The sequence below is a fragment of the Amphiplicatus metriothermophilus genome (assembly GCF_900199215.1).
GTDB classification, from domain to species: Bacteria; Pseudomonadota; Alphaproteobacteria; order Caulobacterales; family Parvularculaceae; genus Amphiplicatus; species Amphiplicatus metriothermophilus.
Genome location: NZ_FZQA01000001.1, coordinates 757,234 through 782,007, shown reverse-complemented (window position 1 = coordinate 782,007; position 24,774 = coordinate 757,234). Strand labels below are relative to the sequence as shown.

Genomic DNA, 24,774 nt, shown 5'->3' with positions numbered 1-24,774 from the left:
TTATCCGTACGCACCATAAAAATGCGACAGGCCGACGCCGATCTCGCGGATCGCGCGGTGAATGCGCCGCAAGGGCGCGATCGTCCGGTCGTGAATTTCCGGATAGCCGCGCATCGCTTCGCCGAGATCGTCGCCCGGCTCCTCGACGCCCCTGAGAGCGGCGGCGTCGGGCCGTGTCGCGGGAAAGATCGTTTCGAGAAGCTCCGCCAGCGAATCGAATTGCAGCTCGCAGGCGAGATCGAGCAGGCTCGCGCGCGACACGTCATGGCGCTGCGAGAAGGCCGGCAGCGCCGCGACCAGCGTGAAGGCGCGCATCACCATCGCCTGGCGGATCGCGTGCAGGGCGTGGATCGGCCGGCGGTTCGCGTGGCGCTCCTTGCGCGCGCCCGGGCCGTCGAGATCGTGCAGAATGCGGTCGAGCCGCGCCAGATCGAGCGCGAGCCGGTTGGCGAGCCGGTTCATGGCGACCGGCACCGCGAGCGGGGCGAGATGGCCGGCCAGGGTCTCGAAGGCCCGCGCCTCGCTCTTGTCTTCGGCGCGCGCGGCCTTGCCGACCCACAGCCCCGCGTCATACATCGCCGCATAGGCGCGCATCGCCGGCAGGCTCGTCAGCGCCCGCGCGCAGCGCACCATCTCGAAGGCCTGGCGCATCCGCGGCGAGCGGCGCGCGAGCTCGACGAAGCGCTCGGCCTCGGAGCCGGCCGCGGTTCCCATGCCGCCGCAGACATTCGCCGGCGCGCCGAGCTGCTGCAGAATGGCGTTGTGCGGAATGGCGCGCAGCGAGCGCGGCCCCGTCGAGGCGCCGCTGCCGCGCTGGCGGCGCACGCGCCGCGAGCCGGAAACGACCAGCAGGTTCGGCGCGAAGGCGCCGATCGCCGCCTGATAGTCGGCGTTGTCGAACAGCGCCTCCTGCCAGCCCTTGACGCCGCGGTAAAGGTCCCAGGAGTAGTTTATGTCCGTATAGAAACGGTCGTCCTGGTCGGCGCGCGGAGGCCGGAAGGCCCAGGAGAACAGCGCCGAAACCGTCGCGCGGGCGAGCGCGTCGGTCTGGAAGTGGAGATACCCGTCCCCGCCCTGAAAGCTGCTCTCGGCGTTGACCTTGAGGCCTTCGCGCGCGTAGCGGGCGCGCGTCCAGGGCGTGATGAGATAGTCGAACCGCTCGGCGAGATCGCCGGGGAACCCGCCGCGTCCCATCGACTCGCCGTGAGTGTTGAACAGGACGACCTCGATATCGCGCACCCCATGCGCGGCGAGCGCGCGCGCCAGCAGGATATGCAGGCGCTCGATGGCGAGATTGGCCGCGACCTGCCCCATGAATCGTCCGGAGTCGGAGAATCCGAGCTGCACCGCGATGCGTCCGCGCGCGCGTATGTAGGAGACGAACTCCTCCTCGTCGAGCAGGCGCTCGAGAAATCGCCCGCCGCGTTCGAGCGCTTCCGGAGTCTCGAACAGGGGCGAGATGTCGAGTCGGCGCTCGACTCCATAGAGTCGCGCCAGATAGATCGCGCCCATGATCGTCGCCGGCGCCTCGCATTCGGCGATGAGGAACCGGATCGGCGTATCCGCGTCGACATGCTTCAAAAGCTGCGCGCAGAGCATGAACTGCCGCCGCGCGGTCATCTGTTCAAGGAAGATCGAGGCGAGATTGACTCGCTTGCTGTCGACGGAGGCGGCTTTCTTCGCCGCCGCGACGAGCGCGGTGCGGTTGACGAAATCCCGGTCTGGATCGAGGCCGAGATCGGCGCGCAGGGCTGAGCGCACCTGCGCGGCGTTGATGCGCAGGTGAATGCGCGCAGCGCCCAGCCCGTAGGCCGCCATCTCGGCGCGCAGAAGGCCGAGATCGAGGCGCGCGTCGTCGTCCTGCGCGGCATCGATAAGATCGCCGAGCTCCGCGATGGCGGGGGCGAGGCTGACAAGCCGGCGCGGATCGTCCTTGCTCAGAAGATTGGCCGCGCGGATGACGGCCGCCGGATCGTCGAAATCCCCGTCGAAGGCGGCGGCCTGCTCGCCGGCGAAATCGGCCGCCGCCTCGAGCCGGGCGGCGAGCCTGTCGCGCGCGCCGGCCCGCTCGCCGGCGGCGACCGCGCGCAGGCGCGCCGCATATCGGCGCAGCTGCGCCGCCTTTTCTTCGAGGCGCAGGCGGAAGGTCTGGCTCCAGTGAATGTCGGTGCGCCCGTCGAGATCGTAGCCGACCCAGGTCGCCAGGCTGAGCGGCGCGGGAACGAGCTCGCGCCAGCGATCGGGAAAGCGCTGGCGCGCCCAGAGAAGAATCTCGCGGTTGATCGCGCGGAACGCCTCTTGCGCGCGCGCGATGGCGGCCTGCGCGTCGGCGTGCTCGTCGACGAGCGTGATGGTCTCGTCGGGCGCATGCGCGAGATTTTCGAGCGCGTCCGGGCCCGCCCCTTCCGCGACGGCGGCGAAGGCCGCGCGCAAGGCGCGCGACATGGCGAAAGTGGGATGGGCGGTGAACACCGCGCCGGCGCGGGTCTCTTCCAGCGCCTTGCGCGCCTCCTCGAAAGAGGCGCCCTCATAGGGGGCGAGCGCCTCGGCGACGAGCGCGTCGAGAGGCGCCGGCGCGGCGAGCCGATGCGCCTCGGCGAAGGCGGCCGCGCGCTCCTTCAGCCCCTCGTCGCTGAAATGTTTCGCCGTCGCCGCGAGCCGCTCGACGTCGATCTCGCCGGCCGACAGGAGCCGGAACAGATCGTAGGCGAGCCGGCGCACCGAATTCATCAGCGGATCGCCCGCGGCTTCCTCTTCATAGCGGGCGAGGCGTTCGAGGCACCACTGCGCCCAGTCGGCGGCGGAGGCCGACGCGGGAGGGTGCGGGAAAGTCGGAAAGGGATCGGACACGGAATCTCTCGTCTGCGGCGTCGGGCGGGGAACAAACCAGCCCTGCGCGATTTTATCAATAGCGCGGCGGGGCTGTTGGAATATTATCGCAAACCGGCGCGCAGGAGATCGTGCATATGGACGATTCCCACCGGCGCGCCGTTCTCGACCACGAAAATCTGGGTGATCTTGCGCGCGTTCATCAGGCGCAGCGCCGAGGCGGCCAGCGCGTCCGGCGGCGCGGCGACGGGCGCGCGGGTCATGGCTTCGTCGACGGTCTCCGGCCGCGCGCCGGCGGTGAGCAGCCGGCGCACGTCGCCGTCGGTGATGACGCCGACGAGCCGCCCGGCGCCGTCCACGACGCCGACGCAGCCGAAGCCCTTGGCCGAGATCGTCGCGAGCCCCTCGCCGAGACGCGCGCCGGTCCGCACGAGCGGCAGCGCCTCGCCGCCATGCATGAGATCGCTCACCCTGAGCAGCATCGCGCCGAGCCTGCCGCCGGGATGGAGCACGGAGAAGCTGTCGGCCTTGAAGCCGCGCCGCTCCAGCAGCGCCACGGCGAGCGCGTCGCCGAGCGCCATCATCAAGGTGGTCGAGGTGGTCGGCGCCTGGGTCTCGGCGCAGGCTTCGACCGCGGGCGGAATGACGAGCGCGACGTCGCTCGCCCGGCCGAGCGTCGAGTCCGCCGCGGCGGTGATCGCTAAGAGCGGAATTGCGAAGCGCCGCGCATAGTGGATGAGATCGGAAAGCTCGCTCGTCTCGCCGGACTTCGACAGGGCGAGGACCACGTCGCCGCGGGCGATCATGCCGAGATCGCCGTGGCTCGCTTCGCTCGGATGCACGAAATAGGCGGGCGTTCCGGTCGAGGCGAGCGTCGCGGCGACCTTGCGCGCGACGTGCCCGGATTTTCCGATCCCGGCGCAGATGACGCGCCCTTGCGCGTTCAAGATGGTCTCGACGGCGCGCGAGAAGGCCGCGTCGAGCGACTCGCCGAGCGCCTTGAGCCCTTCCGCCTGGAGGGCCAGCACCCGGCGCGCGACGGCGAGGTCGTCAGGTTCGTCCTTAGGCCTGCTCATGTCCGCGGCGCGCTTCCTCATTTCAATGCGTCTCGTCAAAGCGACACGGGTGGCAGGGCCTTCGCGGTCGCATCGACGGCGATGATCTGGCGCATCACCGCTTCGAGCCTGTCGAGCGGCACCATGTTCGGCCCGTCGGAGGGCGCGCGGTCGGGCGCTTCGTGGGTCTCCATGAAGACCGCCGCGACGCCCACCGCGGCGGCCGCGCGCGCCAGCGCCGGCACGTGCGCGCGCTCGCCGCCCGAGGCCGCGCCGCGCCCGCCCGGCTGCTGCACCGAATGGGTGGCGTCGAAGACCACCGGCGCGCCGGTCGCGGCGAGCGCCGCGATCCCGCGGAAATCGGTCACCAGCGTGTTGTAGCCGAAGCTCGCCCCGCGCTCGGTCACCAGGATGTCGCGCGCGCCCGCCGCTGCGAGCTTGTCGACGACGTTCCGCATGTCCCAGGGCGCGAGGAACTGGCCTTTCTTGACCTTCACCGGACGGCCGGTCTCGGCTGCGGCGACGAGAAGATCCGTCTGCCGACAAAGAAAGGCCGGGATCTGAAGAATGTCCGCCGCCTCGGCGACGAGAGCGCATTGCTCGGGCAGGTGCACGTCGGTGAGCACGGGAAGCCCGCTTGTCTCGCGCACCTCCGCAAAGATCGGCAGGGCCTCCTTGAGGCCGATCCCGCGATAGGAGCCGATGGACGTGCGGTTCGCCTTGTCGAAGGAGGTCTTGTAGACGACGTGCACGCCCAGCCGGTCGGCGATCTCGCGGATCGCGGCGGACATCTCGAGCGCGTGCGCGCGGCTTTCGAGCGCGCAGGGGCCGAGAAAGAACGCGACCGGCAGGGTCTGGCCGATGCGCACGGTCCCGCGCGGCGCCGGAATCTCGACGACGGCGTTGCACCTCGCCCGCCCCTCTGCGGCGCCGTGCGGCTTTGCGTCTTTCGCCTTCGTCGTCATCGATGACAGCCTGGTTCCTGCGCCGGAGCGGCTAGCTTTCATAGCGGAAATAAGCCGGCAACGCGTCGAGCCGGGGCCAGCCGCGGTCCTTGTCCGACAGGATCGCCGCCTCGGGCCCGACCGGCCAGTCGATCGCGAGCGCCGGGTCGTCGAAGGCGAGCCCCTTGTCGCAGTCGGGCGCGTAATAGCCGGTGACCTTGTATTGCACCTCGGCGTCGGGCTCCAGCGTGCAGAAGCCGTGGGCGAAGCCGACCGGCACGAAGAGCTGGCGCCCGTTGGCGGCCGACAGCTCCGCCGCAACGTACTTCCCGAAAGTCGGCGAGCCGACCCTGATGTCCACCGCCACGTCGAGGATCGCGCCGCGCGTGCAGCGCACCAGCTTGGCCTGCGGCTGGGGCGGGATCTGGAAATGCAGTCCGCGTATGACGCCCCGCCGGCGCGAGAGCGAGTGATTGTCCTGCACGAAGGGCCCGACGATTCCGGCCTTTTCGTAGCGGGCGGCGTGGAAGGTCTCTTCGAAATAGCCGCGCGCGTCTTCATACCGCTTGGGCGTGACGAGAATGACGTCGGGAATGGCCTGGGGTTCGAACATGAGATCGTCTTCGGGTTTCGCGCCGGGCGCGTCGTTGCGATCGCCCCTCTATGCCTGCGTCGCGCCCGACGCGGCAAGGCCGGCCGGGCTTTAAAGCGGATCTTCGAGATCCGCCGGATAGATCAACGCTTCGAGCCGGCCCGCGCCCGGGCGGATGTCGGCCCAGCGCGCGACGTCGAACGCGAAGCGGGCGAGCGCGCCGGTGGGGAATTTTTCTTCCAGCCGCCGCGCGGCGGCCGCGTCCGACGCGGCGGCGTCGAGAAGGGCGAGCGCCATGAGGCGCAGACCCGGATTATGGCCGATGACGAGAAGGTGGGCGCGCGCGTCCGGCAGGCCCTGCGCGCGCTCCAGCCAGGCGCGCGGCCCCGTCGCGTCCCGCCCGGCCATATGGCCGGCATACAGCGCATCGAAAAAGATCGTCTCGACGGGGCCGGGCAGGGCGCGCGCGGCGCGCGCCCAGGTTTCCTTCGCGCGCGCGGCCGGCGAGCACAGCGCGACGTCAGGCGGCGCGGCGGCCAGAACCCGGCCCATGGCGGCGGCGGCCTTGCGCCCGCGCGCGTTCAGCGGCCGGTCGAAATCGCGCGGGCCGCCGCGGCCTTCCCTTTCCGCCTTGGCGTGGCGCAGGAGAGAAATGCGTTTCATGGCCCGCCCTTCTTGCGCAAACCCTCAGCATAGCCCGCCGGGCGCGCCTGTCATCGCCGCCCGTCGTCGGCCCCGCCGCTCGGCGTTTTTTCCTCCTCGGCGCGTTCGAGATCGCGCTCGAGCCGGCGCAGGCGGCGCTGGCTGACTTCGGGATCGGCCGGCAGGGTCCAGCCCGGCTCGGGCGCCGGCCGGCCGAGATCAGGCTGGCCGAGCGTGCGGTCGAGATTGGAGGACGCCGCGCCGGCGGGATCGTCGATGGCGACCCCGCGCCGGCCGAGCTCCAGCGCCTCCTGCCGGGCGCGCTGCTCGATCTGGCGGGCGATCTCCGGGCCGAAGGTCGAGGGATCGCCGCCGCCGGCACCGCCCGCCTCGCGCGCGCCGCGCAGCAGGCGAACCGCTTCGGACCAGTCCTCGCCGCTCGCGCCCGGCCGCCAGCCGGAGCGGATCTCCGGCCGGCCGGCGCATTCAGCGACCTTGTCCGCATCGTCGAAGACCTCGGGGCAGAAGATCGCGACGACGCCCGCGCTGCCCGGCGCCGGCGCGAGCGCGCCCTCGGGCAGATCGACCGCCGGCAGGGCGGGCCGGCGCGCGAGGAACGGGTCCTCGTCGAACATGTCGTCGCCGGCCGGCTCTTCCGGCGGCGCGGTTTCGGGCTGGGCGGCGAGCTCGGCCGCGGCGGTCGTCTCGTCCGGCGTTTCGGTCAGTTCGAGGCCCGGCGGCGCCTCCGGCGCGCCGGTCTCCGCCTCAAGGGGCGGCGCGTCCTCGGCGACGGTCAGTTCTTCCTCCGCCAGGGCGGGACTGTCTTCCAGCGCCGGCGTCTCCTCCTCGCTGAGGGTGAGCGGGCCCGGATCGTCGGCGATCCCGGGGTCCTCCTCGGGAATGAAATCGCCGGTCTCGTCCTCGCTCGGCGGGGCGAAGACGGGCTCGGGCGTGAGATCGACGACGGGCTCGGGCTCCGGTTCGGGCTCGGGTTCAGGTTCCGGCGGGGGCGCGGCCTCGGCGGGCGGGGCGGGCGCCGGTTCGGGCTCCGGTTCAGGCTCAGGCTCGGGCTCAGGCTCGGGGACGATCTCCGGCTCGACCGGTTCAGGCTCCGGCTCCGGCGCAACGAGCTCCGCCGGCTCGGGAACCGGCGGCAGCTCGACCATGACCACCGAAAAGCTCTCGCCCGGCGCGGCGGGAATCCAGATGCTGATCCGGCCGTACACCGCCAGCAGGCTCAGCGCGACGATGTTGACCGCGACGGCCAGCGCCAGCGAGACGCGCTGGCGGCGCCGGTCGTCCGCCGCGACATGATCGAGCAGCCTTCCGGCCGCCGCCGGCAGACCGCCGCGCGCCCGGCGCGCCGGACGCGGGCGCCGCCGCGCGGCGGGCGGTTTTTTCCGCGCGGCGCCGGGCGATCCCTCGTCCTTGCGCGCGCTCCTGTCCGGCGGCATTGATCCCATCGGGCGCGACGCCTAAACGCGATTGGACAAAGGGAGAAAGGCCACGTGAAGGTCCTGCTGGTCGGCGGCGGCGGGCGCGAACATGCGCTGGGCTGGAAGATCGCGCAAAGCCCGCGATTGTCAAAGCTCTATCTGGCGCCGGGCAATCCGGGACTCAAGGCGCTGGGCGAGACTCTCCCGGTCGCGGCCGAGGACGTCGACGCGATCGTGAAGGCCGCGCGCGAGAAGGCGGTCGATCTCGTGGTCGTCGGTCCCGAGACGCCCCTGGCCGCCGGCCTCGCCGACCGGCTCGCCGCGGCGGACATCCCCTGCTTCGGACCGAGCGCGGCCGCCGCCCGCCTCGAGACCTCCAAAGCCTTCGCCAAGGAGATCTGCGCGGCGGCCGGCGCGCCGACGGCGGCCTACGGACGATTCCATGAAGCCGGCCCCGCCAGGGCGTTCCTGCGCGCCCAGCGCGCCCCGTACGTCATCAAGGCCGACGGGCTCGCGGCCGGCAAGGGCGTCGTCATCGCCGAAACCCTCGCCGAGGCCGACGCCGCCGTGGACGACTTTCTCGCCGGCCGCTTCGGCGCGGCGAGCGCGGAAATCCTGATCGAGGAATTCATGGAAGGCGAGGAGGCGAGCTTCTTCGCGCTGTGCGACGGCGAGCGCGTGCTGCCGCTTTCCGCCGCGCAGGATCACAAGCGCGCCTTCGACGGCGACGAGGGCCCCAACACCGGCGGCATGGGCGCCTATTCGCCGACGCCGGTCTTCACCGATGAAATCCGTGAACAGACGATCGCCCGCATCGCCGAGCCGGTGGTCGCGGAAATGCGCCGGCGCGGCGCGCCCTATCGCGGCGTTCTCTATATCGGCCTGATGATCGGCGCGGACGGCCCCCGGGTCGTCGAGTTCAACGCCCGCTTCGGCGATCCTGAATGCCAGGCGCTGATGCGCCGGCTTGAAAGCGACATCCTGCCGGCGCTTTACGCAGCGGCGGTCGGCGATCTCGCCGGACGGACGCTCGACTGGTCGGACGAAGCCGCCGCGCTGGTGGTGCTGGCTGCGAAGGGCTATCCGGGCGCCTATGAGAAAGGCTCGCGGATCCGCGGCGTGGAGGCGGCGAACCGGCTGCCCGGCGTCGTCGTCTTTCATGCGGGCACGGAAGAAAGGGACGGCGCGCTGATCGCCGCCGGCGGACGCGTGCTCAACGTCACCGCGACGGGAGCGACGATCCGCGAGGCGGTCGAGCGGGCCTATGCCGGCGTCGACGCCGTCGACTGGCCTGAAGGCTTCTGCCGCCGCGACATCGCCTGGCGGGCGCTGGCGCGCGAGCCGGGAGCGCGCGGACCATGAAAGACCTCGACGCCTGGCGGCGCGCGGCCCGTCATTTCTCCTGGGGCGGCGATTCCATCGCCTACTGGACGGCGGGCGAAAACGACGAGACCAGGCCATGGCTTCTGCTGATTCACGGCTATCCGACCTCGTCCTGGGACTGGACGGGCGTGTGGCCGACGCTCGCCGCGCGCTTTCGTCTCGCCGCGCTCGACATGCTCGGCTTCGGCCTTTCCGACAAGCCGCGCGGCCGGCGCTATTCGATCCTCGACCAGGCGGATCTGCAGGAGGCGCTGCTCGAACGGCTCGGCGCCGGCGAGGCGCATATTCTCGCCCATGACTATGGCGATACGGTCGCGCAGGAGCTGCTGGCGCGCCGGGGCGAAGGGACCTTGAGCTTTTCGCTGCGCTCGATCTGCTTTCTCAACGGCGGACTGTTCCCCGAGATGCATCGCGCGCGCCCGATACAGAAGCTGGGGCTCACCCCGCTGGGGCCGCTCCTTGGACTGATGATGACGCGCGCGCGCCTCAAGCGCGCCTTCGATGCGATCTTCGGGCCGGAGACGAAGCCCGCCGCGGCGGAGATCGACGCGCATTGGGCGCTCATCTGCGAGAAGGGCGGCCGGCGCGTCCTGCACCGGCTTCTCCATTACATGCCCGAGCGCGTCGCCTGGCGCGCGCGCTGGGTCGGCGCGCTCAAGGACGCGCGCGTTCCCCTGCGCCTGGTCGTCGGCGGGGCGGACCCCGTCTCGGGCGCGCATCTTTATCATTACTACCGCGAACAGATTCCGGACGCCGACGCCGTCCTGTTCGACGACCTCGGTCATTATCCGCATACGGAAGCGCCGGCGCGAGTCGCCGAAGCTTTTCTCGCCTTCCACAAGACCATAGGAACCGTAGCCGCATGACCGCTTTTCTCACCGTCTTCCTGTCCGTGTTTCTGGCCGAGCTGGGCGACAAGACGCAGCTCGCGACGCTCTTGTTCTCCGCCGACGGGACGCGCTCGAAGCTCGTCGTCTTCACGGCCGCGGCCGGCGCCCTGATCGCCTCGACGGCGCTCGCGGTCGCGCTCGGCGCGGCCGCGGAGCGCTGGCTTTCCGCCCTGCCCTTGAAGCTGATCGCCGGGCTCGGCTTTCTCGCCATTGGCGCGTTCATGATCGGCGAGCACGTCATGCGGGGAGCTTAGGAGACAATCATGACGAACGATCCCCAGGCGGACTTTTCCGGCGTCGGCGAGACGCCGGAGCATCTCAAGATCGACGAGGCCGCGCTCGAGGCCTACATGCGCGCCCATGTCGACGGCTTCGAAGGGCCGGTCGCGGTTCAGAAGTTCAAGGGCGGGCAGTCCAACCCGACCTATCTGGCGACGACGCCCGCGAAGAAATACGTGCTGCGGCGCAAGCCGCCGGGCAAGCTCCTGCCTTCGGCCCACGCCGTCGAGCGTGAATACAGGGTGATGACCGCGCTGCACGCCCAGGGCTTTCCCGCGCCGAAAACCTACGCCCTGTGCGAGGACCCGGACGTTCTCGGCACGGCCTTTTTCATCATGGATTATGTCGAAGGCCGCATCTTCTGGGACTCCTCTCTGCCGGACGTCGCGCGGGAGGAGCGCGCGCCCCTCTTCCACGCGCTCATCGACACGCTCGCCGACCTGCACGCGGTCGATTACGAAAAGGCCGGCCTTTCCGACTTCGGCAAACCGGGCAACTACTTCGAACGCCAGATCGGACGCTGGTCGAAGCAGTACAAAGCCGCCGAGACGCAGCCGATTCCCGACATGGACAGGCTGATCGAATGGCTGCCGACGGCGATTCCCGACGACGACGCGGTTTCGATCGTGCACGGCGATTTCCGCTTCGACAACGTCATCATGCATCCCGACGCGCCGAAGGTTCTCGCCGTCCTCGACTGGGAGCTGTCGACGCTCGGCCATCCTCTCGCCGACTTCACCTATTTCCTGATGGTCTGGCGTTTCCCGCCGAGCGTGCGGGGGGGACTCGCCGGGCTCGATCTCGAAGCGCTGGGCGTTCCCGGCCTCGAGGACGCCGTCGCACGCTATTGCGCGCGTACGGGCCGCGCCGGGCTGCCCGATCTCGACTTCTGCATGGCGTACAATATGTTCCGCCTCGCCTCGATCGCGCAGGGCGTCTATGCGCGCGCGCTGCAGGGCAACGCTTCGTCCGAGCGCGCCGCGAGCCTCGGCGCGCAGGTCGCGCCGCTGGCCGCCCTCGCCTGGCGCCACGCGCAGAAGGCGGGCGCCTAAAGTCCGCTGAGAAAATCCGGGTCGATATCGCTGGCGAGCTTGACCGCCTTGCGCGACTGAACGGCGCCGAGGCGGCCTTTGGCGATGACGGCGGGTCCGGCCGCCGTGTCGACGCAGATGTCGAGCGCCTGCATCGCGCCGGGAGAAAGCTCGATCACCTGACCGACCTGGAGGCGCGAGAGGTCTCCGACATTCGTCTCGATCCGGTCGAGCACGACCGTAAGCGGAAATTCCGAGGCGAGAATGTTCCGGCGAAGCGCCTGCGACCAGGACTCGTCGCGCGCGCAGAGGGGCGCATTCTCTGCGCCGCCGCGCGCCAGCCCGGCCTCTTCCAGAAACCCGCGCAGAAAGGCGAGCCGGATCGCGCCCGGCGCCGCCGCGCCTTCATAGGCGAGGTCGAGCGTGAGATGAATGGCCGCGGATTCCTCGTGATCGCCCATCGCCTCGCGGCGGGCGCGCGCCCCGCGCCGGCCGCGCAGCAGCCCCGGCGCGGCGGCGAGCTTCTTCGCGAAGGTCTCGCTCAACGCCGGCGCGAGCAGGTCGGCGAGCGCGCCGGCCATGTCGAAATCGAGCGCCTCGGCGCGCGCGCCGTCCTCCGGCGCGGCGAGCTCGCCGCCGAGAAGCCGGACCGTCAGCGCCGCCGCGAAAGCGGGCGCGACCGCCATCAGCGCCGCCGGCGCGCCTCGTGCGTCGGTGAGCCAGTAGTACACGCCGGGATCGGGAAGGTCTTCGAGAAATTCGGCGAGCAACCCCTGACCCGTCGCGGCGGGCGCGGCTTCGACATCGGCCTGCAGCAGCGCCGACAGCGTGATCTGCGCGGTCTTGGCGACGGCGGCGGGAAAGCGCGCGTCGAGCGCGTCGGGCGCGCCGGCGGACGCAGGCCCGCCCGGCGCCGCCGCGCCCGCCTTGCCCGCGCCGATCTTGCGCGCCAGCAGTGAGACGGATTCCTCCGCCATGCGTCGTCAGCTCCCCGCCGTTGACCGATCAGCAAAGATGAAGCGAATTCGTTGAGACTTCGCTAACCATCGTCGCGGCGCCGACCGTCCGCGCCCGTCCCTTAAGCGCAAATTTACGAGCGGGCGCTTATTCACGCATGGGTTTCTCCGTCTCCGACCGGGCGCGCAATTGAGCAGCACGCAGCATAATGTCGTCATCAAGCGCGTGAAGAAGGTCTCGGGCGGAGGCCATCACGGCGGCGCGTGGAAGGTCGCCTACGCCGACTTCGTCACAGCGATGATGGCGTTCTTCCTGCTGATGTGGCTGCTGAACGCCACCACGGAAGACCAGCGCAAGGGCATCGCCGACTATTTCAACCCGTCGATTCCGGTTAGCCAGGTTTCGGGCGGCGGCGCCGACGTGCTCAACGGCGAGACCGTCTTCAACGAGGAAGTCCTCGCCAGAAAAGGGCACGGCGGCACCCGCACCCAGCCGGAGAAGAACGCCGACAGTCTGACCGAAATCAGCGACGAAGAAAAAGGCGCCGGCGCGCAGGAGGAACAGGCCCTCGCCGCCGTCGAGGAGGATCTGCTCAAACGCGCGCTCGAAGAGGAAGGCGACGTCATCGCCCGCCACATCCAGACGCGCATGACGCCCGACGGACTCGTCATCGAGCTCGTCGACGTCGACGGCAGCCCGCTGTTCGAGCTCGGCTCGGCGCGCCCCTCGCCGACCATGGTGACGCTGCTCGAAGTGGTCGCCGACGCGGTGCGCCAGGTGAAGAACGACGTCGCCATCGTCGGCCACACCGACAGCCGGCCTTATTCCAACACGCGCGATTATTCGAACTGGGAGCTTTCGACCGACCGCGCCAACACCGCGCGGCGCATCATGATCCGCGCTGGGCTTCCCCTTGCGCAGATCGCCGAGGTCGCCGGCAAGGCCGACACCGAGCCGCTCACCCCCGATCCGCTTGCGCCGCAGAACCGGCGCATCTCGATCACCCTGCTGCGCGAGTGAGGGGGCAGGGAATAGGGAATAGCGAGTGAGGAGCGGCGGACAGACTTTCATCCCGGGCGCGATGCAGGACGGAGCGATGCAGCGCAGACCCGGGATCGCGCGCAGCAGACGCGCAGCCCCGCCAAGAGCGATCCCGGATCAGCAGCGCAGCATCCGGGACGGCGCATGTATTTCATTCCCATCGCCGCTTCATCCTCCCTCTCCCGGCTCATGCTTATGACAATTTTAATCACTCCGCTGAATAATCGGCGAGCCAGTAAAGGTTTTGGAAACGTTAACCGCGGGTAAGCATCATGGGCCTGTCCTCCTCTCTCAACGCCGGCGTGGCCGGCCTCGCCGTCAACGCGACGCGCCTCGCCACGATTTCGGACAACATCGCGAACTCCGAGACGTTCGGCTACAAGCGCGCGAAGTCGGAGTTCACGAGCCTCGTCATCGGCGAGAACGCCGGAACCTACACAGCCGGCGGGGTGCGCGCGGCGACCTTCAAGGACGTCGCCGCCCAGGGCGCGCTGCTGCCCACCACGAACCCGACCGACATCGCCGTCGCCGGGCGCGGCCTTCTGCCCGTGACCAACGGCGCAGGGCTGACCGCCCTGGCCGGCGACCGGCCGTTTCTGCTGACCGCCACCGGCTCGTTCAGCCCGGACGAAAACGGATTCCTCCGCACTCTGAGCGGACTTTACCTGCTCGGCTGGCCGGCCGCGCCCGACGGCACGATCGCCATTCCGGGCCGCGACAGCGCGGCGGGGCTCGAGCCGGTCAACGTCACCCGCAACCAGTTCGCCTCGGCCCCCACCACGAAGATCACCCTCGGCGTCAACCTGCCGGCCTCGGAAACGCAGGCCGGCGCGGCCGGAACGCCGTTCGAGGCGCCCACTGAGTATTTCGACAATCTCGGCCGCACCCAGACCCTGCGCATGGTCTTCACGCCGCAGGTGCCGGCGACGGGCGCGAGCAACACCTGGACGGTGGAGGTCTTCGACGGGGCGGGCGATCCGCTGACGCCGGTCGCGACCTTCGACGTGGAGTTCGACGACACCGCCGCCACGGGCGGATCGGTCCTGACCGTTACGCCCGGCGCCGGCGCGGCCTGGGACGCGGCCACGGGCCTCGTGTCGATAAACGTCGCCTCCGGTCCGATCGATCTCGACATCGGCCAACCGGGAGCCGGCGGGCCGCTGACCCAGCTCGCCGCGAGCTTCTCGCCCGTCAACGTCGCCCGCAACGGCGCGCCGATCGGCAGCCTGCGCACCGTCGAGATCAACGAGCGCGGCATTCTCGAAGCCATTTACGACAACGGTTTCCGCCGGCCCATCTATCAGATTCCCGTCGCCGACGTTCCGAACCCGAACGGCCTGACGGCGCTCGACAACCAGACCTACGGCGTGTCGCAGCAAAGCGGCAGCTTCTTCCTGTGGGACGCCGGCACGGGCCCCGTGGGCGAGACCATCGGCTTCGCGCTCATGGAGTCGACCACCGACATCGCCGAGGAGCTGACCGACCTCATCGAAACCCAGCGGGCCTATTCGTCGAACGCGACCATCATCCGCACGGTCGACGAGATGCTGCAGGAAACCACCAACCTGAAGCGGTAAGGCGCCGCCGAGGCTGAAGGCTGAGCGATGACGCTGTCGAGCGCCCTGACGAACGCGACCTCGGGACTGGCCGCCGCCCAGCGGCGCGCCGACGTCGTCTCGAACAATATCGCGAACGCGCTCACGCCCGGCTACGCCCGCCGCGACATTTCAGTCAGTGAGCGGACGGTCGCCGGGCGCGGGGCGGGCGTCGCCGTGGACGGCGAGACGCGCGCGTCCGACCCGGTGCTCTCGCGCGACCGGCGGGCGGCCGAGGGCGCGCTCGGCCGCGACCGGGCGATCGCATCGGCGCGCGCCGAGCTCAACGGGGCGCTGGGCGAGCTCGATGATCCGTTCAACCTGTTCAGCCGCTATCAGGCGCTGGAGACGGCGCTGCGCGCCTTTTCCGAGACCCCGGAGTCCGTCGCTCATCAGGCCCAGACTCTCGACGCGGCCAAATCGCTGGCGACGACGCTCAATCAGCTCTCGGGCAAGGCCCAAGCGCTGCGCGAGGACGCCGACGCGCAGATCGCGCGCGAGGTCGGCTTCGTCAACGCCGCGCTCAAGCAGGTCGAGCAGCTCAACGACGACATCTCCAAGGCCGCCGGCTCGGGCCGCGACGTCTCGGCGCTGCTCGACCAGCGCAAGAAGCTGATCGACGAGATTTCCGCGATCATTCCCGTGCGCGAGCTGCCGCGCGATCAGGGCAAGGTCGATCTCATCACCCAGGAAGGCGCTTTCCTCATCGCCGGAACCGCGCGCGAGATCCAGTTCGCCCAGACCCACACCATCACCGCCGACCTCGATTACGCCGGCGGGGCGGGCGCGCTTTCCGGCCTGTCCGTGGACGGAATCGACATCACGCCCGGCGGGCCCGGCGGGCTCGCCCTCGCCCAGGGCTCGCTCGCCGGCCATTTCGCCGTGCGCGACGAGATCGTCCCGGCTTTCCAGGCGCAGATAGACGGGCTCGCCCGCGATCTCATCGAGCGCTTCACCGACATCGACGCCACATTGCCGGCGGGCGCGCCCGGCCTGTTCACCGACGCAGGCGGCCCGATCGATCCGCTTGCGGAGAAAGGTCTCGCCGGACGCATCGCCGTCAACGCGGCGGCCGATCCCGATCAGGGCGGCGCGCTCTTTCGCCTGCGCGACGGACTCGGCGCGGCCGCGCCGGGGCCGGCCGCCGATTCGACCTATGCGCGCGCCCAGCTCGACGCGCTGGTCGCCAAGCGCGCCCTGCCCCCCGGCGTGGGGCTTACCGGAACGCAATCGGCGGCCGAAGCCGCGGCCGGCGTCGCGACGATCGTCGGCAGCGCCCGCATCGTGGCCGAGACGGGCCTCGCCGGCGCGCAGGCGCGCGCCGACGCCATCATCGACGCCGAGACCGCCGCGATCGGCGTCGACACCGACGCCGAGCTGCAGAATCTTCTGGTTATCGAGCAGGCCTATGCGGCCAACGCGCGGGTCATTCAGACTATACAGCGCCTGTTCGATACGTTGACGGAGATTCTGTGATGGCGATTCCGAGCGGCCTTCCCGATCTGCTCGCCCACGGCCGGATCGCGCGCGTCGTCGCCGAGCTCAAGCAGCGCGCCGAGACCGCGCGCACCGAGGCCGTGACCGGCCGCTACGAAGACCAGACCCGCGCCGTCGGCGGCGACATCGGCTCGATCCAGCTTATCCAGAAGGCGGCCGACGACGCGAAAGCCTATCAGACGACGCTGGCGCTCGCGGCGAACCGCGCGGCGCGCACCCAGACCGTGCTCGAAAAGCTCACGACCGAAAGCGGCGTCCTCGCCACCGACGCGCTCTCCTTTCTCGGCCGCGGCGATCACGACGCGCTCATCTCCGCCGCCGAAAGCGCCAAAGGCGCCCTTTACGATGTCTTCGCCGCGCTCAACACCACGGGCGGGGACCGCGCGCTGTTCAGCGGCGACGCGGTCGACCGCACGCCCCTCGCGGCGGTCGAAACCCTGCTTGCGGACGTGGCCGCGATCGTCGCCGGCGCGCCGGACGCGGCGAGCGCCGAGGCCGCGCTCGATACATATTTCAACGATCCGGCCGGCGGCTTTCAGACCACGATCTATCAGGGCGGGGCGGGCCAGGCCCCGTCGGTGGAGATCGCGCCGGGCGTGCGCGTCAACGCCTCGGTGAAGGCCGACGCCCAGCCCATCAAGGATCTCATCCGCAGCCTAGCGACGCTCGCGCAATATCCGGCCGCGCCGGGCGGGTCCGCGGGCGAGCGCGACGCGCTGGCGACGGCCGCGGCCGAGCGCGCGCTCGGCGCTGAGGAAGCGCTCGTGCAGCTGCGCGCCGTGATCGGCGTCGCCGAGGCGCGCATCGCCGGCTCCATCGCCCGCTATGAAGAAGAAGAGCGCGTGCTGACCAATCTCGTCAATTCCAAGGTCGCGCGCGACCCGTTCGAAGCGGCCTCGCAGCTTCAGCAGTATGAAAGCCAGCTCGAAGCGTCGTTTCTCGTCGCCTCGCGCATCTCGCGCCTCAGCCTCGCCGATTTCCTGCGGTAGCCCCCATGAAGCGCCTTCTTCTCCTTCTCGCTCTCGTCGCCGCCGCCTTCGCCGCGCCCGCGCGCGCGGAGGTGCGCCTGAAAGATCTCGTAGAGATCGAAGGCGTGCGCGGCAACGATCTCGTCGGCTACGGCCTCGTCGTCGGCCTCAACGGCACGGGCGACGGGCTCAGAAACTCGCCCTATACGGAGGAAGCCTTGTCGAGCCTGCTCGAACGGCTCGGCGTCAACGTGCAGGGCGAGAACTTCCGTCCAAAGAACGTCGCGGCGGTGCTGGTGACCGCGACCCTGCCCGCCTTCGCGCGCGCCGGCATGACCATCGACGTCAACGTCTCGGCGATCGGCGACGCGACGGATCTGCGCGGCGGCACGCTCATCATGACGCCGCTCAACGCGGCCGACGGGAAGATCTACGCGGTCGCGCAGGGCCCCGTCATCGTCAGCGGCTTCGCCGCGGCCGGCGAGGCGGCCTCCGTCACCGAAGGCGTGCCGACCGCCGGCGTCATCCCGAACGGAGCGCGCGTCGAGCAGGCGCTGCCTTTCGATCTCGCGGACATGAAGAGCCTGAAGCTTTCCCTGCGCGCGCCGGACTTCACCACGGCCGCGCGGATCGAGACGGCGATCAACGCCGCCCTCGGCGGGCCGGTCGCCAGAATGCTCGATTCGACCGCCGTCGAGCTCGCCGTCGCCGAGCAGTTTCCCTCGCCCGCCCACATGCTGAGCGCCATCGAGAACATCGAGGTCGCCCCGGCCCAGAAGGCGCGCGTCGTCGTCGACCAGCGCTCGGGCACCATCGTGCTCGGCGCGGACGTGCGCATCTCGCGCGTGGCGGTCGCGCAGGGCAATCTCTCGATCCGCATCAGCGAGACGCCGCAGGTCTCCCAGCCCAATCCCTTCTCGCAGAACGGCGACACCGTGGTCGTGCCGCGTACGGACATTTCCGTCTCGGAGCCGGCCGACCGCAAGGTCGCGCTGATCGAGGAGAACGTCACGCTGTCCGACCTCGTCGCCGGCCTCAACTCGCTCGGCGTCAGCCCCCGCGAGATGATCGACATCCTCAAATCGATCAAGGCCGCCGGCGCGCTGCACGCCGAACTGGTCATTCAGTAGGCGGCGCGCCCCCGGAGATGGGCGAAAAATTTTCGTGAATTTTTTGTGACAGCCCCGTCAGGCGGCCGCGGACGTCGTGCAGGCGGCGGGCAACCCATTGCCTGACAAGGGTTTTTCCCGCCGATCCGACTTGTCCGCCTTTTCGTGGAGACTTATCCCCGCCCTTCGCCGCGGCCTTATCCTCGCCCGCAGAAGACATGGACGAGGCGACTATGACGGCGATAGACCGCGTACGAACCGAACCCGCCGCGCCGGGCGCGTCAGAGCGTCGGCGACATCGCCCGCGGGCCGAGGCCGACCAGCGCGCCGATCAGCACGCTGGCCAGAATGGCGACGACGATCGCCGCGAGCGTATAGACGAGCGCCTTGTCCGCCGGCGGCTTCATCATCTTCGGCAGGCCGACGAACAGCAGATACAGGCTGTAGAGCGCGCCGATCAGCGCCAGGAAGCTCAAGACGGGAATCAACATGAACACGCCCGCGACCCAGCCGGCGGTAGGGGAATAGGCCGCGACCTTGAAGGCTTGGCGGTAATTCTTCTCCGCCCCGAAGGTCGGCGCCAGCGCGTTGATGATGAAGGCGAAGACGAACACCCAGACGAGGGCGAAGACGTAGCTGACGAGCGCGCTCTGAAACGCCGCCCCCGCCGCGAACGGCCCCAGAAAGCCGAGCCCGACGACGGTGGCGATCGCCGGAATCGCGGCGAGCGGCGCGACATAGCCGATGAGCACGCTTTGCGGCTCGACGCTTTCCGCGTCGATCGCGTCCCACTCGGCCTTGGGCGAAACAATGAGGCGCTGAACGCGCCCGATGAGGTCCTGAGCCATGCCGGCCTCCCCTTCTGCTCGGGAAGGTTATGAGCATGTTCGCGGAATTTTCCAAACGGCCCCGCGCGGCGCGGTCAGCCCGCGAAGCCGACGATCTTCTTGACCTCGCGCACGACGGGATCGGCGATCGCCGCGGCGCGCTCGGCCCCCCGCGCGAGCACCGCCTCCAGATGGGCCGGATCGGCTTCGAGCCGGCGGATCTCGGCCCCGATGGGCGCGATCTTCTCCGTCGCCAGCTCGGCGAGCGCCGGCTTGAAGACGGAAAAGCCCTTGCCGCCGAATTCGTCGAGCACCGCCTGATCGTCCGTACCCGCGAGCGCGGCGTAGATGCCGACGAGATTGGCCGCTTCGGGCCGGCCTTCGAGGCCCTTGACCTCGGACGGCAGCGGCTCGGGATCGGTCACGGCCTTCCTGATCTTGCGCGCGATCGCGTCGGCGTCGTCCTTGAGGAAGATGCAGGCGTTCTCCGACGGGTCGGATTTCGACATCTTCTTCGTTCCGTCGCGCAGGCTCATCACCCGCGCGCCCGGCCCCTTGATGAGCGGCTCGGGCAGGGGGAAGAAATCCGGAACCCCATAGTCGTGATTGAACTTCGCGGCGATGTCGCGCGAAAGCTCCAGATGCTGCTTCTGGTCCTCGCCGACGGGCACGCGCGTCGCCTTGTAGACGAGAATGTCCGCAGCCTGAAGAACCGGATAAGTGTAGAGCCCGACCGAGGCGCGCTCCTTGTCCTTGCCGGCCTTGTCCTTGAACTGGGTCATGCGGTCGAGCCAGCCCAGGCGCGCCACGCAGTTGAAGATCCAGGCGAGCTCGGCATGGGCGGGCACCGCCGATTGCGGAAAGATCGTCGCAATCTCGGGGTCTATGCCGGCGGCCAGATAGGTCGCGGCGATGTGCCAGGTCTGGGCGCGCAGCTTCTCGGGTTCCTGCCAGACCGTGATGGCGTGCATGTCGGCGAGGAAGAAAAAGCAGTCGTGCTCGCGCTGAAGCGCGACGAATTTGCGGATCGCGCCGAGATAATTGCCGAGATGCATGTTGCCGGAAGTCTGGATTCCGGACAGGACGCGCTCCGGTCCCTTATAGCCAGTCATTTGATTCCCTTGACAGATTCGCCATCGCGCGGGTCAGGCCGCCCCGCCGGCGAGGCTCTTGTAGTCGGAAAGGCGCGCCGCGCCAACCGCGAGCGCCAGGCCGGCGTAGACGACGACCCCGCCCGCGCAGATCGCCGCGACCGCCAGCCATTCCCGCCCGAACAGAAATCCGGCGAGCCGGTCCGTGTGCTGAACGGCGAAGAAAAGCGCCGCGGCGAGGCCGGCGTTGGCGAGGAGGATGCGCGCAAGCCGCCCGGCGAGCCGCGCCGAGGGGCGGAACTGGCCGACGCGATGGAGCCTGCGCGCGAGCAGCCCCACCTGCAGCCAGCTCGCCGCGGCGGTCGCGAAGGCGACGCTCAGAAAGCCGAAGATCGGGAACAGCGCGAGCGCCAGGCCCGTATTCGCGCCGATGGCGACGAGCGCGGCGTTCATCGGCGAGCGCGTGTCCTCGCGCGCGAAGAAGGCCGGCGAGAACACCTTGTGCCAGACGAAGGCGGGCAGGCCCCAGCCGAACAGGGCGAGCGCCGCGCCGGTCATCGCGACGTCATGCTCGGTGAAGGCCGAGCCGCGCCCGCCGAACAGCGCGAGCGCGTCGCCCGCGAGCCCGCGGAAGAGCGCGTCGCACAGGGGCGCGCCGAGCACGATGAAGGCCGTCGCGGCCGGAAAGGCGAGCAGCGCGGACAGCTCGAGCGACCGGTTGATGGTCTCGGCCGCCCCCGCCTCGTCCCCCTCCTTGAGCCGGCGCGAGAGCATGGGCAGCAGCACGATGCCGAGCGCGATGCCGAATATGGCGAGGGGCAGCTGATAGAGCTGATCGGCGTTCATCAGCCAGGACACGGCGCCGGGCTCCTGGCTGGCGATATTGGTGCCGATGATGAGATTGATCTGAATGGCCCCGGCGCTGACGAAGCCCGGCGCGCCAAGCCTCAACAGCCGCTTCATGGCCGGCGTCAGACGCGGCCAGCGCAGGACGAGCCGCCAGCCCTGCCGCCGGGCGCCGTACCAGAGCAGCGCGAGCTGCGCGAGCCCGCCCGCGAAAACGCTCCAGGCGAGCGCCGCGCCGACGCGGGGCGTCTCGGCGTCGGCGAAGGCGACCACGGCGGCGATCATGAAGACGTTGAGCGCGATCGGCGCGGCGGCCGACGCGGCGAACCGGCCGAGCGAGTTCAGGACCCCGCTGTACAGGCCGACCAGCGACATGCAGGCGAGATAGGGGAACATGATCCGCGTGTAGAGCGTCGCGAGGTCGAACTTCTCGGGGTCGTCGCTGAAGCCAGACGCGATCAGGAAGACGAAAACCGGCGCGGCGATCTCGACGAGCGCGGTCAGCAACGTCAGCACGAACACGAGACCCGCGAGCGTCTCCTCCGCAAAGCGCTTGGCGTCTTCCGCGCCGCCCTTGACGTCTTCGCCCTGGAAGAGCGGTATGAACGCGGCGTGAAACGCGCCCTCCGCAAACAGCCGGCGAAACATGTTCGGCAGACGGAACGCCGCCCAGAAGGCGTCCGCGACCGGATTGCCGCCCGCGCCGACGACGCCGGCGATCAGCACCTGGCGGACGAAGCCGAGCACGCGGCTGAGCATCGTCATGCCGCTGACGGTCGCCAGGGATTTGAGAAGGCCGGCCATGGCTATGGAGCCGCTCCCCGTTCCGGGCGCGGATCCCGAAACAGGCGCCGCGCAGACGGCTTCGATCCCCCTCCGCCCCCCCTTTTCAAGGGGGGGAGCGCCGCGTCGCGCGTCCTGTCCATCGCCGACTCCGTCACGTCGTCCCCTTCCCTAGCCGCTTCGCAGGGCCGCAAGAAGGCGGCGCTCGATGGACTGCAGCCGGCGCCGGTTCGTGATCTTGTAGCCCGGCGCGTCCTGCAGATAGAAGGCGTCGACCGCGCGCGCCCCATACGTCGCGATATGGGCCGAAACGATGCCGACCCCGATCTCCGCGAGCGCGGCGGTGAGGTCGTAGAGAAGCCCCGGCCGGTCGCGCCCTTCGGCCTCGACGATCGTGCAGTCCTGCGACCAGTCGAGGTCGATGCGCACCGCAGGCTCCACGTCGAAGATCGCGCGCCGGTCGCCGAGCCGGCGGGCCGGCGTGCGGGCCCGGTCCGGCGCGGCGCGGGCCGCTTCGAGCAGCCGGCCATGGAGCAGGCGCAGCCGGCCCGGATCGTCGAGGGGGTTTTCGTTCTCCGACTGGAGCGTGAAGACGTCGATCGCCTGACCGCCGGCGCTCGTCAGCACCTGGACGTTCCGCACGCTGACGCCGCAGGCGGCGATCGCGCCGGCGAGATCGGCGAGCAGGCCGAGCCGGTCGCGGGCGTAAACCACCGCCTCGACGTCGCCGTCTTCGCGCGCGCGCAGGGCGACGGCCTCCTTGCGGCCCTCGACCGCCGCCGAGCGGGCGAGCGCGCCCACCCGGGCGACGATCTCGGGATCGAGCGCGCGCATGATCTCGTCGGAAAGACCGCCGAGAAAGGCGTCCTTCTCCTTCTCCGGCCAGTCTTCGAGCAGCGCGCGCGCGCCGGCGCGGGCGGCCTCGGCGCGGGCGGCCATATGAGCGGCGAGCCCGTCCTCGCCGCCGTCGAGCCAGGCGGCGGCGGCCTCGTAAAGATCCGTGAGCTGACGGCGCGTCCACTCGTCCCAGGAATCGGGGCCGACGACCCGCTGATGACACACCGACAGGACCAGCAGCAGGTCGAGCCGGCGCTTCTCGCCGACCGACTCGGCGAAGCGCGCGACCGCGCGCGGCTCGGCGAGATTGCGCCGCTCGGCGGTGCGGATCATCAGATGCGGCCGCGCCGCGGCCCAGCCGACCAGCGCGGCGTCTTCGGCCTCCAGCCCGAGCCGGCGCGCGATGCGCGCGACGAGCCGCTCGCAGGCTGCGGCGTCCTTCTCGCGCATCCCCCAGATCGTCTCGTGCAGCAGCACGGCGAGATAGAAGGGCGCGCGCGCCGGCGCCGCCGCGAGAATCTTCGAGGCGACGGGATGGCGCGCGCGCGCCGCGCCGCGCTCGATCTCGGCGAGCACGCCGATCGAGCGGAAGACGTTCTCGTCGATGGAATAGCGCCGGTGAAGGCCGTATTCGATCCGCCCGACGATCTTGCCGAAGGCGGGAATGTAGCGCCCCAAAAGCCCTGTCTCGGTCATCAGCCTGAGCGTCTTCGCCGGGTCCTTCGCCTCGACGAGGGCGGCGAGGAACAGCTTCGCGATCACGGGATCGGCCCGGACCTGCGGCGCGACCAGCCGCGCGACCGAAGCGGCGAGCGCCAGCGCGTCCGGGTGCAGATCGAAATCGGGCCGTTTCGAAAAGGCGCGAAAGAGCCGGAACAGATCGGCCGGCCGGCGCCGGGCGCGGGCCGGGCTCGCGAAATGCAGCCGGCCGTGGACGAGCTTCAGATTGGCCTTCTCGCCCGCCTCGTCGCGCGCAAGCGCCTTGGGCAAAACCTTGAGCGCCTTCGGCGACAGACGCTCGCGCTCCTCCTCGAGCCGGGCCGCGGCGATTCGCATGAGCCGGCCCGCCTCCATCGCGTTGACGAAATAATCCTTCATCAGCCGCTCGGCGGCGAGCATCCCGCCGCGGTCGGCGTAGCCGAGGCGCTCGGCGAGGGCGGGCTGGACGTCGAAAGAGAGCTTTTCCTCCGCCCGCCCGGCGAGGTCGTGAAGCTGAAAGCGCGCCGACCAAAGAAAGCGCGCGCAGCGGCGGAAGGTTCTCAGCTGCTCGGGCGTCAGCAGCTTCTTCGGCGCGCCGGACGCGCCCAGCGCGGCGCCGTATTCGTATTTGTAAAGCCAGGCGATGGTCTGAAGGTCGCGCAGGCCCCCCTTGCCCTCCTTCAGGTCCGGCTCGGCGAGATAGCGCGTCTGCTCGGACTTCGCGTGGCGCTCTTCGAGCTCGGCGCGCTTGGCGGCGGCGAACTGCTTTTTCGTCCGCTTACGGAGCTTGTCGTAGCGCGCGGCGAAGTCCCGGAACAGCGCGGCCTCGCCGCACAGAAGACGCGCGTCGAGATAGGCCGTGCGCGCGACCATGTCCTCTTTGGCGAACGCGACGGCCGAGGCCGGCGTGTGCACGGCGTGGCCGACCTTGAGGCCCGCGTCCCACAAAGGATAGAGGATGAAGTCGAGCAGCGGGCGCATGCCGTCGTCGCCCGCCGGGTGCAGGAACAGAAGATCGACGTCGGAATAGGGCGCGAGTTCGCCGCGCCCGAAGCCCCCGACGGCGGCGAGCGCGAGCTTGCGCGCCGCGGCGGGATGGCTTTTCGCCCCTTCGGCGAAGAGCGCGGCGACCGCCTCCTCGACGATGCCGGAAAGGCGCGCGGCGGCCACGTCCCCGCGGGCGTAGCTGCTGACGACGCCCCGCCGGCGCTGCTCGATGAGGATCTTGAGCGCCTGGCCGGTCTCGCCGTGGCTCTGTCCGGCGCGCTCGCGGGCGCAGGCGGCGGCGACGATCTCGGCGGCCGGCTGGCCGGGCCGGACAGGCGGCGCGCGCCGGGCGCGATCGTCGAGCGCGGCCGTCATCGCCCGCCCGCCGCCGCGCCCGCCGAAGGACGGGCCGACCCGCCCCTGTTTCCCCTTTGCGGAACGGGAAGAATGCGCCCG

Annotated in this window: 20 protein-coding genes; 9 read left to right on the top strand and 11 right to left on the bottom strand. The window is 70.2% G+C overall.

Annotated elements, in window-relative coordinates:
- From CHB64_RS03820 to CHB64_RS15350, 6 genes are all read right to left on the bottom strand, one after another.
- Nucleotides 1-2,850, bottom strand: a complete 2,850-nt coding sequence (locus CHB64_RS03820) for a phosphoenolpyruvate carboxylase (protein ID WP_089411226.1) — start codon at nt 2,848-2,850, stop codon at nt 1-3.
- A gap of 83 nt (nt 2,851-2,933) precedes the next feature.
- Nucleotides 2,934-3,905, bottom strand: coding sequence for a KpsF/GutQ family sugar-phosphate isomerase (locus CHB64_RS03815; RefSeq protein WP_089411468.1), 972 nt, complete (start codon nt 3,903-3,905; stop codon nt 2,934-2,936).
- A 35-nt stretch (nt 3,906-3,940) separates the two neighbouring features.
- Entirely contained in the window at nt 3,941-4,849 is a 909-nt protein-coding gene (gene kdsA, locus CHB64_RS03810) for a 3-deoxy-8-phosphooctulonate synthase (protein ID WP_089411225.1), read from the bottom strand.
- A gap of 31 nt (nt 4,850-4,880) precedes the next feature.
- Nucleotides 4,881-5,441 carry a dTDP-4-dehydrorhamnose 3,5-epimerase gene (gene rfbC, locus CHB64_RS03805; RefSeq protein WP_089411224.1) on the bottom strand — a complete coding sequence of 187 codons (561 nt, stop codon included), beginning with the start codon at nt 5,439-5,441 and terminating at the stop codon, nt 4,881-4,883.
- Between the two features lie 90 nt (nt 5,442-5,531).
- Nucleotides 5,532-6,083, bottom strand: a complete 552-nt coding sequence (locus CHB64_RS03800) for a SixA phosphatase family protein (RefSeq protein WP_089411223.1) — start codon at nt 6,081-6,083, stop codon at nt 5,532-5,534.
- 50 nt (nt 6,084-6,133) lie between these two features.
- Nucleotides 6,134-7,525 (bottom strand): hypothetical protein, encoded by a 1,392-nt coding sequence (locus CHB64_RS15350; protein WP_183233953.1) that lies wholly within the window; start codon nt 7,523-7,525, stop codon nt 6,134-6,136.
- A 45-nt stretch (nt 7,526-7,570) separates the two neighbouring features.
- Here CHB64_RS15350 and purD point away from each other — a divergent pair, with 45 nt between their 5' ends.
- Genes purD through CHB64_RS03775 form a run of 4 tightly spaced genes read left to right on the top strand, consistent with a single transcriptional unit; the run spans nt 7,571 to nt 11,102 of the window.
- Nucleotides 7,571-8,860: a phosphoribosylamine--glycine ligase gene (gene purD, locus CHB64_RS03790; RefSeq protein ID WP_089411222.1), complete on the top strand. Its 1,290-nt coding sequence runs from the start codon at nt 7,571-7,573 to the stop codon at nt 8,858-8,860.
- On the top strand, nt 8,857-9,747 hold the full coding sequence (locus CHB64_RS03785; protein ID WP_089411221.1) for an alpha/beta fold hydrolase: 891 nt from the start codon (nt 8,857-8,859) through the stop codon (nt 9,745-9,747). Before purD ends, CHB64_RS03785 begins: the two co-directional genes overlap by 4 nt.
- The gene (locus CHB64_RS03780) at nt 9,744-10,025 is read left to right on the top strand and encodes a TMEM165/GDT1 family protein (RefSeq protein ID WP_089411220.1); all 282 of its coding nucleotides are present in this window, start codon (nt 9,744-9,746) and stop codon (nt 10,023-10,025) included. The genes CHB64_RS03785 and CHB64_RS03780 overlap by 4 nt, the downstream gene beginning before the upstream one ends.
- 9 nt (nt 10,026-10,034) lie before the next feature.
- Nucleotides 10,035-11,102 carry a phosphotransferase family protein gene (locus CHB64_RS03775; protein WP_089411219.1) on the top strand — a complete coding sequence of 356 codons (1,068 nt, stop codon included), beginning with the start codon at nt 10,035-10,037 and terminating at the stop codon, nt 11,100-11,102.
- Here CHB64_RS03775 and CHB64_RS03770 read toward each other — a convergent pair.
- Complete coding sequence (locus CHB64_RS03770; protein ID WP_089411218.1) at nt 11,099-12,058, bottom strand: FliM/FliN family flagellar motor switch protein; 960 nt, start codon at nt 12,056-12,058, stop codon at nt 11,099-11,101. The genes CHB64_RS03775 and CHB64_RS03770 overlap by 4 nt on opposite strands.
- Before the next feature lie 169 nt (nt 12,059-12,227).
- Between CHB64_RS03770 and CHB64_RS03765 the strand changes: the two genes are divergently transcribed.
- The 5 genes from CHB64_RS03765 to CHB64_RS03745 all read left to right on the top strand — a co-directional run bounded on the left by CHB64_RS03765 (nt 12,228) and on the right by CHB64_RS03745 (nt 18,269).
- Nucleotides 12,228-13,058 (top strand): flagellar motor protein MotB, encoded by an 831-nt coding sequence (locus CHB64_RS03765; protein ID WP_089411217.1) that lies wholly within the window; start codon nt 12,228-12,230, stop codon nt 13,056-13,058.
- 293 nt (nt 13,059-13,351) lie between these two features.
- Nucleotides 13,352-14,656, top strand: a complete 1,305-nt coding sequence (locus CHB64_RS03760; protein WP_089411216.1) for a flagellar hook protein FlgE — start codon at nt 13,352-13,354, stop codon at nt 14,654-14,656.
- Nucleotides 14,657-14,683: 27 nt separating this feature from the next.
- The gene (flgK, locus tag CHB64_RS03755; RefSeq protein ID WP_089411215.1) at nt 14,684-16,150 is read left to right on the top strand and encodes a flagellar hook-associated protein FlgK; all 1,467 of its coding nucleotides are present in this window, start codon (nt 14,684-14,686) and stop codon (nt 16,148-16,150) included.
- Nucleotides 16,150-17,160, top strand: coding sequence for a hypothetical protein (locus CHB64_RS03750; protein ID WP_089411214.1), 1,011 nt, complete (start codon nt 16,150-16,152; stop codon nt 17,158-17,160). Before flgK ends, CHB64_RS03750 begins: the two co-directional genes overlap by 1 nt.
- Before the next feature lie 5 nt (nt 17,161-17,165).
- Nucleotides 17,166-18,269, top strand: coding sequence for a flagellar basal body P-ring protein FlgI (locus tag CHB64_RS03745; protein WP_089411213.1), 1,104 nt, complete (start codon nt 17,166-17,168; stop codon nt 18,267-18,269).
- A 260-nt stretch (nt 18,270-18,529) separates the two neighbouring features.
- Here the strand turns inward: CHB64_RS03745 and CHB64_RS03740 are convergent, their stop codons facing one another.
- The 4 genes from CHB64_RS03740 to glnD all read right to left on the bottom strand — a co-directional run bounded on the left by CHB64_RS03740 (nt 18,530) and on the right by glnD (nt 24,693).
- On the bottom strand, nt 18,530-19,096 hold the full coding sequence (locus CHB64_RS03740) for a Yip1 family protein (RefSeq protein WP_089411212.1): 567 nt from the start codon (nt 19,094-19,096) through the stop codon (nt 18,530-18,532).
- A 74-nt stretch (nt 19,097-19,170) separates the two neighbouring features.
- Nucleotides 19,171-20,187: a tryptophan--tRNA ligase gene (trpS, locus tag CHB64_RS03735; RefSeq protein ID WP_089411211.1), complete on the bottom strand. Its 1,017-nt coding sequence runs from the start codon at nt 20,185-20,187 to the stop codon at nt 19,171-19,173.
- 33 nt (nt 20,188-20,220) lie between these two features.
- Nucleotides 20,221-21,816 (bottom strand): murein biosynthesis integral membrane protein MurJ, encoded by a 1,596-nt coding sequence (gene murJ, locus CHB64_RS03730; RefSeq protein ID WP_089411210.1) that lies wholly within the window; start codon nt 21,814-21,816, stop codon nt 20,221-20,223.
- Nucleotides 21,817-21,966: 150 nt separating this feature from the next.
- On the bottom strand, nt 21,967-24,693 hold the full coding sequence (gene glnD / locus CHB64_RS03725) for a [protein-PII] uridylyltransferase (protein ID WP_089411209.1): 2,727 nt from the start codon (nt 24,691-24,693) through the stop codon (nt 21,967-21,969).
- Between the last annotated feature and the right edge of the window lie 81 nt (nt 24,694-24,774).

Bases quoted from the DNA above. Each gene is read 5' to 3' on its own strand.
- CHB64_RS03815 (WP_089411468.1), bottom strand. From the start codon at position 3,905: ATGAGCAGGCCTAAGGACGAACCTGACGACCTCGCCGTCGCGCGCCGG.
- kdsA (WP_089411225.1), bottom strand. From the start codon at position 4,849: ATGACGACGAAGGCGAAAGACGCAAAGCCGCACGGCGCCGCAGAGGGG.
- CHB64_RS03760 (WP_089411216.1), top strand. From the start codon at position 13,352: ATGGGCCTGTCCTCCTCTCTCAACGCCGGCGTGGCCGGCCTCGCCGTC.
- murJ (WP_089411210.1), bottom strand. From the start codon at position 21,816: ATGGCCGGCCTTCTCAAATCCCTGGCGACCGTCAGCGGCATGACGATG.
- flgK (WP_089411215.1), top strand. From the start codon at position 14,684: ATGACGCTGTCGAGCGCCCTGACGAACGCGACCTCGGGACTGGCCGCC.
- CHB64_RS03780 (WP_089411220.1), top strand. From the start codon at position 9,744: ATGACCGCTTTTCTCACCGTCTTCCTGTCCGTGTTTCTGGCCGAGCTG.
- CHB64_RS03745 (WP_089411213.1), top strand. From the start codon at position 17,166: ATGAAGCGCCTTCTTCTCCTTCTCGCTCTCGTCGCCGCCGCCTTCGCC.
- CHB64_RS03800 (WP_089411223.1), bottom strand. From the start codon at position 6,083: ATGAAACGCATTTCTCTCCTGCGCCACGCCAAGGCGGAAAGGGAAGGC.
- CHB64_RS03770 (WP_089411218.1), bottom strand. From the start codon at position 12,058: ATGGCGGAGGAATCCGTCTCACTGCTGGCGCGCAAGATCGGCGCGGGC.
- CHB64_RS03785 (WP_089411221.1), top strand. From the start codon at position 8,857: ATGAAAGACCTCGACGCCTGGCGGCGCGCGGCCCGTCATTTCTCCTGG.
- CHB64_RS15350 (WP_183233953.1), bottom strand. From the start codon at position 7,525: ATGGGATCAATGCCGCCGGACAGGAGCGCGCGCAAGGACGAGGGATCG.
- rfbC (WP_089411224.1), bottom strand. From the start codon at position 5,441: ATGTTCGAACCCCAGGCCATTCCCGACGTCATTCTCGTCACGCCCAAG.
- trpS (WP_089411211.1), bottom strand. From the start codon at position 20,187: ATGACTGGCTATAAGGGACCGGAGCGCGTCCTGTCCGGAATCCAGACT.
- CHB64_RS03750 (WP_089411214.1), top strand. From the start codon at position 16,150: ATGGCGATTCCGAGCGGCCTTCCCGATCTGCTCGCCCACGGCCGGATC.
- CHB64_RS03740 (WP_089411212.1), bottom strand. From the start codon at position 19,096: ATGGCTCAGGACCTCATCGGGCGCGTTCAGCGCCTCATTGTTTCGCCC.
- glnD (WP_089411209.1), bottom strand. From the start codon at position 24,693: ATGACGGCCGCGCTCGACGATCGCGCCCGGCGCGCGCCGCCTGTCCGG.
- CHB64_RS03775 (WP_089411219.1), top strand. From the start codon at position 10,035: ATGACGAACGATCCCCAGGCGGACTTTTCCGGCGTCGGCGAGACGCCG.